Annotated in this window: 14 protein-coding genes; 9 read left to right on the top strand and 5 right to left on the bottom strand. The window is 65.9% G+C overall.

All coding sequences use genetic code 11. The annotated features are described in order from the left end of the window. Positions 1-16: 16 nt before the first annotated feature. On the bottom strand, positions 17-940 hold the full coding sequence (locus ACT53M_RS11325) for an EpsD family peptidyl-prolyl cis-trans isomerase (protein ID WP_476233450.1): 924 nt from the start codon (positions 938-940) through the stop codon (positions 17-19). Positions 941-1,116: 176 nt separating this feature from the next. On the opposite strand from ACT53M_RS11325, the gene welK reads away from it, so the two are divergent. Together welK and ACT53M_RS11315 are read left to right on the top strand one after the other, a co-directional pair. Beyond that, complete coding sequence (gene welK / locus ACT53M_RS11320; RefSeq protein WP_476233448.1) at positions 1,117-2,124, top strand: beta-1,4-glucuronosyltransferase WelK; 1,008 nt, start codon at positions 1,117-1,119, stop codon at positions 2,122-2,124. Then, positions 2,121-2,987 (top strand): glycosyltransferase family 2 protein, encoded by an 867-nt coding sequence (locus tag ACT53M_RS11315; RefSeq protein WP_476233446.1) that lies wholly within the window; start codon positions 2,121-2,123, stop codon positions 2,985-2,987. The genes welK and ACT53M_RS11315 overlap by 4 nt, the downstream gene beginning before the upstream one ends. Here ACT53M_RS11315 and ACT53M_RS11310 read toward each other — a convergent pair. Beyond that, positions 2,970-4,355: an ATP-binding protein gene (locus ACT53M_RS11310; RefSeq protein WP_476233445.1), complete on the bottom strand. Its 1,386-nt coding sequence runs from the start codon at positions 4,353-4,355 to the stop codon at positions 2,970-2,972. The two genes, ACT53M_RS11315 and ACT53M_RS11310, sit on opposite strands and share 18 nt — an antisense overlap. A gap of 94 nt (positions 4,356-4,449) precedes the next feature. Continuing rightward, entirely contained in the window at positions 4,450-4,701 is a 252-nt protein-coding gene (locus ACT53M_RS11305) for an XrtV sorting system accessory protein (protein WP_476233444.1), read from the bottom strand. A gap of 284 nt (positions 4,702-4,985) precedes the next feature. On the opposite strand from ACT53M_RS11305, the gene ACT53M_RS11300 reads away from it, so the two are divergent. The 7 genes from ACT53M_RS11300 to ACT53M_RS11270 are packed head-to-tail and all read left to right on the top strand — an operon-like array spanning position 4,986 to position 11,575. After that, the gene (locus ACT53M_RS11300) at positions 4,986-6,236 is read left to right on the top strand and encodes an outer membrane beta-barrel protein (RefSeq protein ID WP_476233442.1); all 1,251 of its coding nucleotides are present in this window, start codon (positions 4,986-4,988) and stop codon (positions 6,234-6,236) included. Beyond that, entirely contained in the window at positions 6,233-7,156 is a 924-nt protein-coding gene (locus tag ACT53M_RS11295) for a polysaccharide biosynthesis/export family protein (RefSeq protein ID WP_476233440.1), read from the top strand. Before ACT53M_RS11300 ends, ACT53M_RS11295 begins: the two co-directional genes overlap by 4 nt. Before the next feature lie 26 nt (positions 7,157-7,182). Further along, a complete protein-coding gene (locus ACT53M_RS11290; protein ID WP_476233439.1) occupies positions 7,183-8,535 on the top strand; it encodes a Wzz/FepE/Etk N-terminal domain-containing protein in 1,353 nt (450 codons plus the stop codon). Then, positions 8,535-9,245, top strand: coding sequence for a CpsD/CapB family tyrosine-protein kinase (locus tag ACT53M_RS11285; protein WP_476233437.1), 711 nt, complete (start codon positions 8,535-8,537; stop codon positions 9,243-9,245). The genes ACT53M_RS11290 and ACT53M_RS11285 overlap by 1 nt, the downstream gene beginning before the upstream one ends. Further along, on the top strand, positions 9,235-10,137 hold the full coding sequence (gene xrtV, locus ACT53M_RS11280) for an exosortase V (RefSeq protein ID WP_476233436.1): 903 nt from the start codon (positions 9,235-9,237) through the stop codon (positions 10,135-10,137). The genes ACT53M_RS11285 and xrtV overlap by 11 nt, the downstream gene beginning before the upstream one ends. After that, a complete protein-coding gene (gene epsI, locus ACT53M_RS11275) occupies positions 10,121-10,831 on the top strand; it encodes an exosortase-associated protein EpsI, V-type (protein WP_476233434.1) in 711 nt (236 codons plus the stop codon). Before xrtV ends, epsI begins: the two co-directional genes overlap by 17 nt. Positions 10,832-10,870: 39 nt before the next feature. Then, complete coding sequence (locus ACT53M_RS11270; RefSeq protein ID WP_476233433.1) at positions 10,871-11,575, top strand: FkbM family methyltransferase; 705 nt, start codon at positions 10,871-10,873, stop codon at positions 11,573-11,575. A gap of 151 nt (positions 11,576-11,726) precedes the next feature. Here the strand turns inward: ACT53M_RS11270 and ACT53M_RS11265 are convergent, their stop codons facing one another. Further along, on the bottom strand, positions 11,727-13,121 hold the full coding sequence (locus ACT53M_RS11265) for an HlyD family type I secretion periplasmic adaptor subunit (protein WP_476233432.1): 1,395 nt from the start codon (positions 13,119-13,121) through the stop codon (positions 11,727-11,729). Next, a complete protein-coding gene (locus ACT53M_RS11260; protein ID WP_476233430.1) occupies positions 13,118-15,304 on the bottom strand; it encodes a type I secretion system permease/ATPase in 2,187 nt (728 codons plus the stop codon). Before ACT53M_RS11260 ends, ACT53M_RS11265 begins: the two co-directional genes overlap by 4 nt. Positions 15,305-15,507 lie beyond the last annotated feature (203 nt).

Genomic DNA, 15,507 nt, shown 5'->3' with positions numbered 1-15,507 from the left:
CGCCCCTCACCCGTCATCACTGTGCGGGGCTGGGGCTCGCGGCAGGCGACGGCGTTGCGGGGCTCGCCCCCGCAGGCGGGGCCGCCCGTGCCTGCAACTGCGGCGGCGCGCTGTACCCGGGCTGATAGGTCACGCTTGCGCGCGCCTTCTTGATCGTTTCTCCCAGTTGCGCCTCACTCGCCTTGGCAAAACGCTCGCTGCGCAGGGCGTTGATCGCTGCCGTCCGCGCCTCGGGACCGGTAAAGGGCTGGATCGTCTGCCCGGTGATAATGTTGGCGGTCAGCCCCTGCCCCGAAGGCAGGATGAACATTTCGCCCGCCGGCAGCGCGCCCATCTTCTGGACCACTTCGGCCGGAAGCTGGATCGTATCGATCTGCGACTGCGCACGCCGGAACTGCACCCCGTCGGCGGTCAGTTTGGCGGCAAGCTGGTCGAGCGTCTTCAGCGGCTCCAACTCCTTGAACTTCGCCTGGCTGGCGAGCGGCGGGAAGACGATTTGGTCGACGGTGTAAATCTTGCGCTGAGCGAAGAACTCGGGATGCGACTGCTGATATTGCGCGATTTCGGTATCAGTCGGCTGGGCGACGCCCGATGCGATCTTCTCGCGCAGCATCGTCGCCAGCAGCAATTCGCGCGCACGGCGCTCCTGCAACAGGAAGGCAGGCGTCTTGTCCAGCTTCTGATCGAGCGCGATCTTGGCGAGAATCTTGCGGTCGATCACCCGCTGCAGCGCCATCTGCTCGACCAGCTTGCGGTCGGTGCCCGGGGGAACAGGGCTGTTCTGTAGTTCGGCGTTCAGCTCGAAGATGGTGATCTCGTCGCCATCGACAGTGGCGACCACCTGTCCCTTATCAATTTTATCCTTTGCCTTACCACCTCCGCAGGCCGCCAGCGACAGTGAGGCGGCTGCGACGGCAGACACCAGCAACAACTTCTTCATGAAAGCCTCCCCGCCGCCCGTGGAAGTACAGGCGTCACAAACTTCTGCTTGAACCTATTCGGATACAAGGGCATCCGCAATAGCGCAGGCGCGCTGGCCGCTCCCGACAAGGGACATTGGAAACACCGAGGCGCATGAATCGAAACGCTGAAAACGCACCCGACGCGCGGCCCCGCATGACGATGATTCTCGCCGCTTCGGGCGGCGGTCATCTTAGACAGATTCTCGATCTGGAGGCGGTCTGGCGCGCGCATGACTATCATTTCGTCACTGAGGATACGGCGCTTGGCCGCAGTCTGGCCGAGCAGCATCCGGTGTCGATGGTGACGCATTATGCGCTGGGTCAGGCGAAGCTGGGGCACCCGCTGCGCATGCTGGCCGGCGCCTGGCGCAACCTCGCCCAGTCCTGGCGAATCGTCCGCCGCATCCGGCCGGATCTGGTGATTTCCACCGGTGCCGGCGCGGTGTTCTTCACCGCGCTGCTCGCGCGGTTCTCGGGCGCCCGCTTCGTGCATATCGAAAGCTTCGCCCGTTTCGATCACCCTTCGGCGTTCGGGCGAATGGTGAAGCGCTTCGCCACGGTCACAGTCGTGCAATCGCCTGCGCTGAAGGCGCATTGGCCTGATGCCGAACTGTTCGATCCATTCCGTCTGCTCGACGGCCAGCGCCCGCCCAAACAGGCGCTAACCTTTGCCACCGTGGGCGCCACCTTGCCCTTCCCCCGGCTGGTCGAAGCTGTCCTCGCGCTGCGCAGTGCAGGCGGAATCGAAGGACGACTGATTCTCCAGCACGGAGACCAGATCGTCGAAGATCCCGGCCTTCCCGGAGTGGAATTACGCCCGACGATCGGATTCGAGGAAGTGCAGGCGATCCTGCGCGATGCCGATCTGGTCATCTGCCATGGCGGGACCGGCTCTCTGGTGACTGCGCTCCGCGCCGGCTGCCGGGTCGTGGCATTTCCGCGCCGGTATGACCTGGGCGAGCATTATGACGATCACCAGGAAGAGATAGCACAGACCTTCGCCGATCGCGGGCTGCTTCAGGTGGTGCGCGACGAAGGCAAGCTGGGTGAGGCGATCGCCGCTGCCCGTGCCGCCACCCCAAGGATGGCGACAACGGATCATAGCGCGCTCGCGGCGCGGCTGAACCAGTGGATCGAAGCGTGGCAGGGAAACAAACGATGAGCACCGCCCGGATCAGTGTCGTCATTCCGCATTACAATGATCTGGACGGCCTGCGCCGCTGCCTTGCCGCGCTGGAGCGACAGACGATCGGCCGCGATGCGTTCGAGACTATCGTCGGCGACAACAATTCCCCCTGCGGCCTCGCCGCCGTGGAGGCGGCGGTGGCGGGCCGCGCGCGCGTGGTCGTCGTGACGGAAAAAGGCGCCGGGCCCGCCCGCAACGGGGCGGCGGCGGTGGCAAATGGCGAACTGCTCGCCTTTGTCGACAGCGATTGCGTGCCCGAGCCAGGCTGGCTCGCGAGCGGCGTGCAACGGGTGCGCCCTGGCCGTTTCGTCGGCGGCAAGGTGTTCGTGCTGCGCCCCGAGGGGCGGCTGAACGGAACGCAAGCGCTGGAGATGGTCGTGGCGTTCGACAATGAACGCTATGTCCGCAAGAAGAACTTTACCGGCTCCGGTAATCTGTTCGTGATGCGCGCCGATTTCGAACGGGTCGGCGGCTTTCGTACCGGCGTGTCGGAGGACATGGAGTGGTCGCATCGCGCCATCGCGACCGGCCTCACCATAGGCTATGCGCCCGACGCCGCCGTCGGCCACCCGCCCCGCGATGATTACAAGGCGCTGCTCGGCAAGACGCGCCGCATCGAACGTGAGCTGTTCCTTTTCCACAAGGAACGGCCCAACGGCCGGGCGCGCTGGCTCGTCCGCTCAATGTTGTTGCCCGGCATGATGGTCCTGGAAGCGCCCCGCATCCTGCGCGCGCCCGACATTGCCGGTTCGCGCGCCGCAGCGCTGGCCACCATGGTCCGCATCCGCCTGTGGCGGGCCAGCGCCGGCGTGCGCCAGTGCCTAGGGTTTGACCTTTGAGAGATCACTCAGCACCGGCTTCGTAGCCCGCAGCTCCGAGGCCGGCGGCGCATTGTCGAGCTTGCCGTTGTTGAGCCGTTCGCGGGCGATCACCAGCCACAGATAGATCGGCAGATTGTCGTCGGCGAAGCGATAGCGGGTTTCGCCATCCTCCACGTCGGTCTCCAGCCCCAGCGCGGTGATCAGACCGCGAAGCGACGTTTCAATCTGCGCGACGCTGCGGCCCGAGCCGAGCAGGTCGGCAATGGTCCGGGCGGTAAACCAGCCATCGGCCGAGCGCGATGCTTCGCCCAGGGCCGCGACGATCTGGGTGTCGTTCTGGGCAAGGAAGCGGCGCATTTCCGTTACGGTGCGCGGCGCCATCCGGCCTTCATTCTCGCTGATCACCAGATCGAGCGCCGACCGCAAATGCCCCAGATCGACGGTCAACCGCCCCTGATCGAGCGCCTCGAGCGCGGCGTGATGGCAGAGGAGCCGCGCCAGATAGGGCGACCCAAGCGCCAGCAGGCTGATGAGATGACCGAACTTCGGATCGAAGCGAACGCCCGACGCAGCCTCGCCCAGCGCGATCATTTCCTGCACTTCGACTTCCTGCAATCGGGGCATCGGCAGGCCGATGATGTTGCGCCGGATGGACGGGACATAGCCCACCAGTTCCTGCAGGTTCGATGCGACACCGGCGATCACAAGCTGCACGCGCGCCGCCCGGTCCGACAGATTCTTGATCAGCTCGGCGACCTGCTGGCGGAAAAACGGATCGGTGACGCGGTCATATTCGTCCAGCACGATCAGGACGCGGGTGCCAGTGATCTCGGCGCACAGATCGGCCAGTTCGCGCGATCCGAACGTGCCCGCCGGCAGTCGATCCGCCAGACTGGCGCCGCTTTCGGCCTCGCCTGTCGTGGGGGCGACGCCGCGATGGAACAGCATCGGCACGTCGTGCAGCACCGCGCGGAACATCTCCGCAAAGTCGGTCGTCGCGCCACAGGTTGCGTAGCTGACGATATAGCTCGATTCGCGCGCCACGTCGGTCAGCACATGCAGCAGCGAGGTCTTGCCGATGCCGCGCTCACCATAAAGCACGACATGGCTGCGCTGCGTCTCAATCGCGGAAATGAGCCGGCTGAGCATCCCGAGCCGCCCGGCGAAGCTGAACCGGTCGGTCACTGGCTGGGTAGGCGTCAGATAGCTGGCGATGGCGAAGCGGGCGCGCGTGATTTCGCGCCGTTCGTTGCGCTTGCGCTCCAGCGGGCGGTCGAGTGCCGTCGCACGAAAACCCGGAAATTCGGGGCGCATCCGCGCCGAAGCGCCGCCCTCGCGTGCCGCCGCCGCAGTGTAGCCGGGCGCCCCTGCGAATTCCTCTTCCACAGCCTCCCGGCGGGAAAAGGGCCACAGAAACCTCAGCGCAGAACGTCCCGCCACTCGCTCACCTCATACTCATTGGCAACGGATACGGCACCGCTCAGCGCCGCCAGAAAAACTCATAGGGTTTGATGATCAGGGCGACATAGGCGATCACCAGCGCGATCGTGAGGATCGCGAACACGTGATATTCCTCGTTGCCCAGGTAATTGGCGACCGCGCAGCCGAGGGCCGGCGGCAAATAGCTGAGCATCGTATCGCGCACTGCCGAGTCTTCCTGCGAACGCTGCAGGAAAATGACGATCAGCCCCGCGAAGATGGCGATCGTGACCCAGTCATAGGGCGTTTGCATGCATTCCCCTTCCCTAAGGCGACAACCGGCCAGCCCCAACTCTTTCGAGAGGCTGGAACGCCTAGCAGCGATCTGCGTTGCTCGCCAGATAGCTAATCTTCTATAACACAGAGTTAAAAGCAAATCCGCCGCAATTCAGCGCATTTCCATCGCCACAATTAGATTTCGGAGCGCGATGATACAAAACGGGACATGCGCGACAGACCGTGCGGCACCTTCGGTGCAGATTGGTTGCTTGCAAGTAATCCTGTTGTTAATGGTCATAAGATTCTTGGGGGATTTGCGTGCACGGTGATACCATTCCGACACGATCAGGAACGAACGCATGGCGCCGCGCAGCGTTCCTGACTGCGGCAGTCTGCCCGATCCTCGCCGCGCATCCAGCGGTGGCGCAGGTGCGGCAGCAACAGCAGCAGACCCGCCACATCGATCTCGATGCCGCGGTGAAGCTGCAATATGACAGCGACGTGCTGCTCAGCGACACGCGCACGAGCAACGGCCGCCCCCGCGACGACATCAGCGCCGCCCCCAGCCTGAACGTGGATGTCTACATTCCGCGCGCCGGCGGAGACGTCTATCTGACCGGCAGTGCCGGCTATAATTTCTACCGCCGCTATACCCGGCTGAACCGCGAGCGGATCAACCTCACAGCAGGTGCGGACCAGCGGCTGGCCGCGACCTGCATCGCCCATGTCGAAGGCAGCTATGCCCGCCAGCTCAGCGATGTCGGCAATGTGGTGATCGGCACGCCGGCCGAGAGCATCAACAATACCGAGGAAGACCGCAGCATCTCCGGCGACATCGGCTGCGGCGGCGCCATCGGCCTGCGCCCGTCGATCGCGGTGAGCCATGCCGAGACGCGCAACAGCACCGCGCTGCGGCGCTTCGCGGACGCGAACACCACCAGCCTCACCGGCCAGCTGGGTTATGGCGCACCGGCGATCGGCACGATCGCGCTGTTCGGCCGCTATTCGAACAGCAGCTATCTCCACCGTCCGACCCCGAGCGGCGAACGCGACGGCGTGAAAAGCTATGCCGCCGGCGTGCAGCTGGAGCGTACGGTCGGCACCCGGCTGAACTTCCGCGGATCGGTCAACTACACCAAGGTCGATCCCAAGCTGAGCGCCACCCGCAAGTTCAGCGGCATCGGCTATGATCTGTCGGCCACCTATAGCGGCGACTTCTTCCAGATCGCCCTGATCGGCAGCCGCGCCGCCCAGCCTTCGCAACTGATCGGTGTGAGCTATGACGTGCAGACGACGATCGGCGCCACCTTCACCAAGCAGCTGACGACGCAGTTCACCTGGAACGCCGGCGCCAATTACCGCCACCGCCAGTTCGTCGCGTCCCCCGCCTTCCCCGTGGCGGTTTCGGGCAGCGAGGATGTGCTGACGCTCAGCACCGGGCTGGCCTACCGCGCCACGCGCCGCCTGCGCTTCTCGCTCGACGGCAGCTACCAGAAGCGCACCTCGGACGTGCAGCTCTTCGGCTATGACGTGAAGCGCGTCAGCCTCACCACTTTCCTGGCTCTATGACCGAGGGTTTCGCCATGCACCTCAAGCTGACTTCCCTCCTCCTGCTCGCCTCGGCGGCTGCCACGCCGGCAGCCGCGCAGATTCCGACACGCACCGTGCCGAACGCGCCGAGTGCCCCGCGCGCGACGATGCAGCAACAGACTCCGCCGGCCACCACCACGACCGCACCACCGGCACCGATAGCGCAACCCGGTGCCATCGACGGCGTCGGCGTAGCCGCGCCCGCCGGCTATCGCATCGGCGCGGACGACGTGTTGGAAATCGACGTGCTCGGCCAGTCGGACTTCAAGACCCGCTCGCGCGTGCGCACCGACGGCACCGTAACCCTGCCCTATCTGGGCAGCGTGCCCGTGGCGGGCGAAACTGCGGTGTCGCTCGCCGACAAGCTGGGCGCACAGCTCAAGGCCGGCGGCTATTATGCCAAGCCGATCGTCAGCGTCGAAATTCTGAGCTTCGTCAGCAACTATGTCGTGGTGCTGGGCGAGGTCGGCAATGCCGGGCTGCAGCCGGTCGACCGCGGCTATCATGTCAGCGAAATCATCGCCCGCGCCGGCGGCCTGCGCCAGACGGCGGGCGAGTATGTCATGCTCACCCATCAGGACGGCACCAGCCAGAAGCTCGACTATCAGAAGCTCGCCCAGGGCGGAGCAGATGCCGATCCGGTGGTGAAGCCCGGCGACAAGATATTCGTGCCGGAGGCGGAGCAATTCTACATCTACGGCCAGGTCAATGCGCCCGGCGTGTACGGATTCCGGTCCGACATGACGCTGCGCCGGGCGCTGGCGCGCGGCGGCGGGCTGACGCCTTCGGGGTCAGCCAAGCGCGTCAAGGTCACGCGCGACGGCACCGAAATCAAGCTGAAGATGGACGATCCTCTGAAGCCCGGTGACGTCGTGGTGGTGGGCGAGCGCGCCTTCTGACCCTTCTCCAATCGCGAGGCGATACGGTGAGTATAGTTCAGTTTTTCCGGATCCTCTGGGCGCGACGCTGGATCATCCTGCCGTCGTTCCTGGTGTGCGTCGTCACCGCCGCCATCGTCATCCAGTTCCTGCCGGAACGGTACAAGGCGAGCACGCGGATCGTGCTCGACACGTTCAAGCCCGATCCCGTTACCGGGCAGGTGATGAGCTCGCAGTTCATGCGCGCCTATGTGCAGACGCAGATCGAGCTGATCGAGGATTATCGCACCGCCGGCCGCGTCGTCGACCAGCTCGGCTGGGCGAACGATCCGGCGAACATCGCCGCGTTCAATGCCTCGCCGGCAGCGGCCACCGGCGACATCCGCCGCTGGCTCGCCGACCAGATCATCCAGAACACCCAGGCCAATGTGATTGAGGGGAGCAACATCCTCGAAATCGCCTATTCGGCCAGCAGGCCCGATCAGGCCGAACAGATCGCCAACATGATCCGCTCGGCATTCCTGACCGAAAGCTTGACCTACAAGCGCGAAACCGCGGCAAAATCGGCCGAATGGTACAGCCAGCAGGCAGATGCCGCGCGCAAGGCGCTGGAAGGCGCCGTCAACGCCCGCACCGCCTATGCCAAACAGTCGGGCATCGTCCTGACCGGCACCGGCTCTGACCTCGATACGCAGAAGCTGGAACAGCTCGAGGGCCAGACCGCTGCCGCCGAAGGCGCCCCGGCCGCGGCACCCGTCAGCACCGGCATGGGCCCGGCGCAGATGCAACTTGCCGCAATCGACCAGCAAATCCAGCAGGCCGCCACCACGCTTGGCCCCAACCACCCGGCGTTCCAGGCGCTCCAGCGCCAGCGCCAGGTTTATGCCCAGGCCGCCGCCAAGGAACGCAGCCAGAGCGTTGCCGCCGGTACCGTCAACCGCGGCGCGATCGTCAGCGCCGCCAATGCCCAGCGGTCGCGCGTGCTGCAGAACCGCGAACAGGTGGACAAGCTCAACGAACTGCAGCGCGACGTGCAGCTGAAGCAGGACCAGTATCTGAAGGCCGCCCAGCGCGTCGCCGACCTGAAGCTGGAAGCGAGCAGCAACGATGCCGGCATGTCGACGCTGGGCGAAGCCGCCGCGCCGCAAAAGCCCTATTACCCCAACGTCCCGCTGATCCTGGGCGGCGCCGCCGGCTTCGGTCTGGGCATCGGCGTGCTGATCGCGCTGCTGGTCGAACTGCTCGGCCGCCGCGTGCGCAGCGCCGAGGATCTCGAAACCGCCGTCGAGGCGCCGGTGTTCGGTGTCGTCCAATCGAGCTTCACGCTGCCCAGCCGCCTGCGCCGCGGCTTCCAGTCGGCACAGGACATCGACGAACCCCAGGAAGTGGCAGCGGAATAATGGACAGCATCACCTCCCCCGCGAACCATCCCGACTATGATCGCTCGGGCTATACCCCGGCGGTGCCCGAGACGCTGAACGTGCTGGAATATCAGCTCGTCCTGGCCGATCCGAACGGCATCGAGGCAGAGGCGATCCGCGGCATCCGCACCCGCATCGTCGCCCAGCATCTGCGCGAGGGGCGCCGCGCGCTGGCAATCTGCGCGCCTTCGGCCGGCGTCGGCTGCACCTTTATCGCAGTCAACCTGGCGACCGCGCTGGCGCAGATCGGCATCAAGACCGCGCTGGTCGATGCCAATCTGCGCGATCCGTCGATCGGCACTGCGTTCGGCATCACTGCGCCACAGCTGGGTCTGGCCGACTATCTCTCGTCGGGCGATGTCTCGATCGATTCGATCCTGCACCAGACCGGGCTCGACCAGCTATCGGTGATCCCCGCCGGTCAGGTGCTGCACAGCCCGCAGGAACTGCTCTCCTCCGAGCGCTTCCGCGATCTGGTGGCGCAGTTGCTGCGCGAGTTCGACCTGACGATTTTCGACACCACCGCGTCGAACCGTTGCGCCGACGCCCAGCGCGTCGCCAACGTCGCCGGGTACAGCCTGATCGTCGCGCGCAAGGATTCGACCTATCTGCGCGATGTCACGACGCTCAGCCGCATGCTGCGCGCCGACCGTGCCCATGTCGTCGGTTGCGTGATGAATGGCTACTGACGTGTCGACGCTGGCCGCGCCGGAAGTGCGCGTGCCGGCGCGCCCGGCACCTGGCGGCGCATGGCTGGCCATAGCGGGGCTGCTGGCGCTGGCGGTGCCGACCTTCATCACGCTCGGCCGTCAGGTGTGGAGCGCCGAAGGCGGCGTGCACGGGCCGATCGTGCTCGCCACCGGCGTCTGGATGCTCGCGCGCCAGCGGGAGACGATCGAGGCGCTGCGTCGCCCCGGCCACCTGCTGGCCGGTGCGCTGATGCTGCTCGCCTCGCTTCTGCTATATGTTTGCGGCCGGGTGTTCGACTTCATCAGCGTGGAAACTGCCGGGATGGTCGCAGCGGTGGTCTCGGCCGGCTACCTGTATTTCGGCGGCCGGGCGATCCGGGCCTGCTGGTTTCCGGTGCTGTGGCTGTTCTTTCTGGTTCCGCCACCGGGCTGGGTGGTCGACCGGGTGACGGCGCCGCTCAAGGCCTTTGTCTCCTATGCCGCGACGGGCCTGCTGACCGCCTTTGACTATCCGATCCTGCGGCAGGGCGTCACGCTGTTCATCGGCCCCTATCAGTTGCTGGTGGAGGATGCCTGTTCCGGCCTGCGCTCGCTGTCGAGCCTGGTGGTCGTGACGCTCCTCTACATCTACATCAAGAACAAGCCGTCATGGCGCTATGCGCTGTTCATCGCGATGCTGGTGATTCCGGTGGCGGTGGTGGCCAACATCATCCGCATCGTCGCGCTGGTGCTGATCACCTATTACTGGGGCGACGCGGCGGCGCAGAGCTTTCTCCACAATACCACCGGCTTCGTGATGTTCGTCGTCGCGCTGCTGGGTATTTTCGCGATCGACTGGCTGGTCGAACGGATTTCCCTGATGCGCCGGAGGCCGCATGTTCAACCGGCGTGACCTGCTGATCGGCGCAGGCTGTTTCGTCGCAGCCGGCGGCGCAGCGGCGATGAAGCCGCGCAACCGCATGGACCTGCTGGGCGCGACCAAGCTCGACGCCGCGCTGCCCCGTGCGTTCGGCCCGTGGAAGGCGGAGGACAGTGCCGGGCTGATCGCCCCGCCGCGCGAAGGCAGCCTGGAAGACAAGCTGTATAACCAGGTGGTCAGCCGCGTCTTCTCGCGTGAGGACGGCGCCGTGGTGATGCTGCTCATCGCCTATGGCAATGCCCAGACCGACCTGCTGCAACTCCACCGGCCGGAAATCTGCTATCCCTTTTTCGGCTTCACCGTCACCGACAGCCATCCGCAGATGATTCCGGTCAGCGGCGGCGTGCAACTGCCGGGCCGGGCGATCACCGCCACCAGCTTCAACCGCACCGAACAGGTGCTCTACTGGGCGCGGGTGGGCGATTATCTGCCGCAGGACGGCAACCAGCAACTGATGGCCCGGCTGAAGAGCCAGGTGCAGGGGCTGATCGTCGATGGCGTGCTCGTCCGCATCTCCACCGTGATTCAGGACGCCGCCGCCGGGCTGGCGGTGAACCTCGATTTCGCGCGGCAGCTGGTCGACACGCTGCCGCGCCCGCTGCTCGATCCGCTGCTCGGCCGCCAGTTCGGGCGGGCCGTGGTCGCGCAAGGCAGCCACGCGGTCTGAATTCCGCCCGCCGGGCAATCCAACAAACAGGAGACGCAGTTGAACATCCGGGGAAATCTCCGCCGCCTGTACAACGGCCTCAACAAGCACGCCGCGCGCCACCTGATTCCGGCGCTGTATCGCACCGTGAAGACCGACCCGATCGTGACGATGGGCAAGAACCATGGCGCGTGGCGGGTGCCGGCCACGGCAATCCAACGCGACATGATCTGCTATTGCGTGGGCGTCGGCGTCGAGGCGTCGTTCGACCTGAAGTTGGCCGAGAGCGGTTGCCGGGTCTGGTCGTTCGATCCCACGCCCAATGCCGTCGCCTATATGGACATGCTCGATTATCCGCGCGACCGGCTGACCTTCCTGCCGATCGGCGTGTGGAGCGAGAATACCACGCTGGAATTCTTCATGCCGGCCGACGGGGTGATCAACCTCTCGGTCAAGAACGTCCACCTCACGGGTGAATCGGTGAAGGCCGAATGCATGACGCTGGCGACGATCATGGCCAAGCTGGGCCATGACCATATCGACCTGCTGAAGGTGGATGTGGAAGGCGCCTGGAAGGAAATCATCGACAGCATGGTGCGCGACAATATCCGCCCCACCCTGTTCTGCGTCGAATTCGACAGCCCCACCTCGACGCTGAAGGTCGCCCGGACGATCCGCGCGCTGCGCAGCATCGGCTATGCGCTGGCCGATATCGACCGCGACAATTACCTGTTCGTCCAGCGCGCGCTGGTGCGCGGGGGGTGAGGCCCCTCCCTGCAAGGGAGGGGTTGGGGTGGGTGCGCGCGTCTGCGCGCTTCAAAGAATCTACATCTTCGCCGACAGCGAGACCCGCCGCCTGCGGCGGCGGACCCACCCCCGGCCCCTCCCTTGCAGGGAGGGGAGGGAAAGAACCCGCTCACCGCTCGTGCAGCGCGTCGGTCCCCGTTTCCAGCACCGGACCGACCAGATAGCTGAGCAGCGTCCGCTTGCCGGTGACGATGTCCGCCGAGGCGAGCAGCCCCGGGCGCAGCGGAATCTTTGCGCCGTCGGCGGTGATATAGCTGCGGTCCAGCGCGATGCGCGCCTTGTAGGCGGGCGGCTGGCCTTCCTTCACCTGTACCGCCTCGGGCGCGATTGCCGTCACCGTGCCGCCGATCATGCCGTAGCGGGTATAGGGGAAGGCCTGGAGCTTCACCTTCACCGGCATGCCGGTGCGGACGAAGCCGATGTCGCGGTTCTGGATCATCACCTCGGCTTCGAGCCGGGCATTGTCGGGCACGATCGACAGGAGCGGCTTGGCGCCTTCGATCACGCCGCCTTCGGTATGGACGCTGAGCTGCGACACCGTGCCGGACACCGGCGCGCGCAGTTCGCGGAACGAGCTGCGCAGCGTCACCTTGGCGAGTTCCTCGCGCCGGGCGCGGACATCGTCCTCGGCCTTGACCAGATCCTGCAGGATCGCGGCGCGTGCCTCTTCGCGTGACTTGAGCGATCCGCTGGCGGTGCTGCGGGACTGCTGGGCCAGCCGCGACACGCTGGCGCGGGCGGCGGCGAGATCCTGGCGCTCGGATATGAGCTGGCGGCGCATTTCGACGACGCGCAGCTTGGAGACATAGCCCTTGGCGGCCAGCGTCTCGTTCGCGGCGATCTGCTGTTCGAGCAGCGGCAGCGACTGTTCGAGCTTGCGGACCTGTGCCTGCGCCTCGGCCGAAGCGGAGGCGGCAGCGCCGCTGTCCGAACGGCCGCTCGCCGCCATCGCCTCGATCTGGCTCAGCCGGGCGCGGGCGAGGCCGCGATTGGTTTCGACATCGGCCGGCGTCGCACCGTCGGGCGCGACGAAGCGGAAGCCCTTGCCGTCGAGCGCGTCGATCACCGCGGTGTTGCGCGCGACTTCCAGTTCGGCGCTTAGCAGGGCGACGCGCGCCTGTTCGGCCTCGGCAGTGGAGACGGTGGGATCGAGCGCGATCAGCACCTGGCCCTTCTGCACCTTCTGCCCCTCGCCCACCAGGATGCGGCGGACGATGCCGCTTTCGGGCGACTGGACGATCTTGGTCTCGCCCACCGGGGCGATCCGGCCTTCGGTGGGGGCGACGACCTCGACCTTGCCGAAGGTGAGCCACAGCCCGGTCGCGGCCAGGCCGACCAGCATCACCCGGCCAGTGATGCGCGCGGTCGGCGACACCGGCCGCTCGACGATCTCGAGCGCGGCGGGCAGGAATTCGGTGTCGTAGTCGCGCTCGCGATGCCCGATCAGCGGGCGCAGCAAGCCACGGCCGCGCTGGGCGGCGTCGAACGGAACGACCGCGTTCATGCGGCAATCTCCCCAAGGCCGCTCTGGCGGCGATACAGGTCGGCATAGCGGCCGCCCAGGCGCAGCAAGTCCTCATGCCGCCCGCTTTCGACGATCCGGCCCTGTTCCAGCGTGATGATCCGGTCGCAGGCACGCACCGCCGACAGGCGATGGGCGATGATGACCATGGTGCGCCCGGCCGAAATGGCGCGCAGGTTGGTCTGGATCAGCTCCTCGCTCTCGGCATCGAGCGCGGAGGTCGCCTCGTCGAACACGAGGATGCGGGGGTTGCTCACCAGCGCGCGGGCAATGGCGAGCCGCTGGCGCTGGCCGCCCGACAGGTTGACGCCGCGCTCGACGATCTCGGTGTCATACCCGCGCGGCTGACGCAGGATGAAGTCGTGCGCACCCGCCAGCGTCGCCGCGCCGACGATCCGCTCGAACGGCATGGCGGGGTTGGACAGCGCGATATTCTCGCGGATCGTGCGGCTGAACAGCAGATTCTCCTGCAGCACCACGCCGATCTGGCGGCGCAGCCAGGCGGGATCGAGCTGGGCGACATCCACTTCGTCAACCAGCACCCGTCCGATGTCCGGCGTATTCAGCCGCTGGAGCAGCTTGGCCAGCGTCGATTTGCCCGAGCCGGAGGAACCGACGATCCCCAGCGAAGACCCCGCCGGAATATCGATGGTGATGTCGCTCAGCACCGGCGGCGTGTCTTCATTGTAGCGGAAGCTGACATTCTCGAACCGGATCGCCCCGCGCAGCACCGGCAGGGTGGCGGCCGAGGCGGGACGCGGTTCAACGGGATGGTTCATCACGTCGCCCAGCCGTTCGATCGCGATGCGGACCTGCTGGAAGTCCTGCCACAGCTGCGCCATGCGGACCACCGGCCCGGCGACGCGCTGGGCGAACATGTTGAACGCGACCAGCGCACCGACCGTCATCGCCCCGCCGATCACCGCCTGCGCGCCGAAGAACAGGATCGCGGCGAAGCTCAGCTTCGAGATCAGCTCGATCGCCTGGCTGCCCGTGTTGGCGACGTTGATCAGCCGCTGCGACGAGGCGGTATAGGCGGCGAGCTGGTGCTCCCAGCGGTTCTGCCAGTGCGGCTCGACCGCGGTTGCCTTGATGGTGTGAATGCCGGCGACGCTTTCGACGAGCAGCGCGTTGCTGGCCGAGCTCTTCTCGAACTTGTCGTTCACCCGCGCCCGCAGCGGACCAGCCACGGCAAACGATACCGCCGCATAGGCAACCAGCGACACGAGCACGATGCCGAACAGCATCGGCGAATAGAACAGCATCGCCGCGAGGAACACGACCGTGAACAGCGGGTCGATCATTACGCTGAGCGAGGCGTTGGTCAGGAACTCGCGGATCGTCTCCAGCTGGCGGACGCGAGTGACGGTGTCGCCGACGCGGCGCTTCTCGAAATAGTCGAGCGGCAACGCGAGCAGATGGCGGAACAGGCGGGCGCCCAGTTCCACGTCGATCTTCTGCGCCGTCTCGGTGAAGATGCGGGTGCGGATCCAGCCCAGCGCCACTTCCCAGATCGACACCGCGAGGAAGGCGAAGGCAAGCACGCTCAGCGTGCTCATGCTGTTGTGGATCAGCACCTTGTCGATTACGCTCTGAAATAGGAGTGGCGCGGCAAGGCCCAGCAGGTTGAGCGCGAAGGTGATGCCCAGCACTTCCAGCAGAAGGCGGCGATAGCGCTGCATCTGCTGCACGAACCAGCCAAAGCCGAACCGCGCGCCCGGCGCGGCAACCGCACGGGTGGTGAGCAGGATCAACGTGCCTGACCACAGCGCATCCAGTCCCTCGCGGTCAACCTGTTCGGGGACCTGTCCGGCACGCTGGATGATGACGCCATGTTCGGTCAGACCGCCGATCAGGAACCAGCCCTCCGGCCCCTCCGCCATCGCCGGCAACGGCTGCCGGGCAAGCGCGCCGCGCGGCACCTCGACCGCCTTGGCCCGCACGCCGTGATGGCGCTTGGCGAGCCGGATAAGATCGTCGGCGGTGGCCGGTCCGGCATGACCGAGTTCATGGCGCAACTGCTCGGGCGTTACCCCGATGCGGTGGACCGCCAGCAGCGCCGAAAGTGCCTGCACCCCCGATTCGCGCAGGGCGCTTTCGCGCTCGGCCGTGGCTCCGGCCGCAAGGGCGCTTCGCAGGCGCGCCTGCAGATCATCGCGTATCATGATGGGACACAGCCTCCGACAGGGTCATTCGCAGGCGATCTTGTCGTAGTTTGGTAAACTACGAGTTAATGGTTAACACCCGCGCTACTACCTAGCTAAATTGCTGTTTCAGGAGCATTTCCAGAACACGCAGATCGGCGCCGAATTCACATAGCCCGTCGCATTGGCCATGGAACATAATCTCGGTATGTTCGCTGTTAACG

Source organism: Sphingomonas sp. DMC6, from assembly GCF_056314225.1.
Note: the sequence above shows the minus strand (reverse complement) of the source record. Positions and strands in the feature narration are given on the sequence as shown.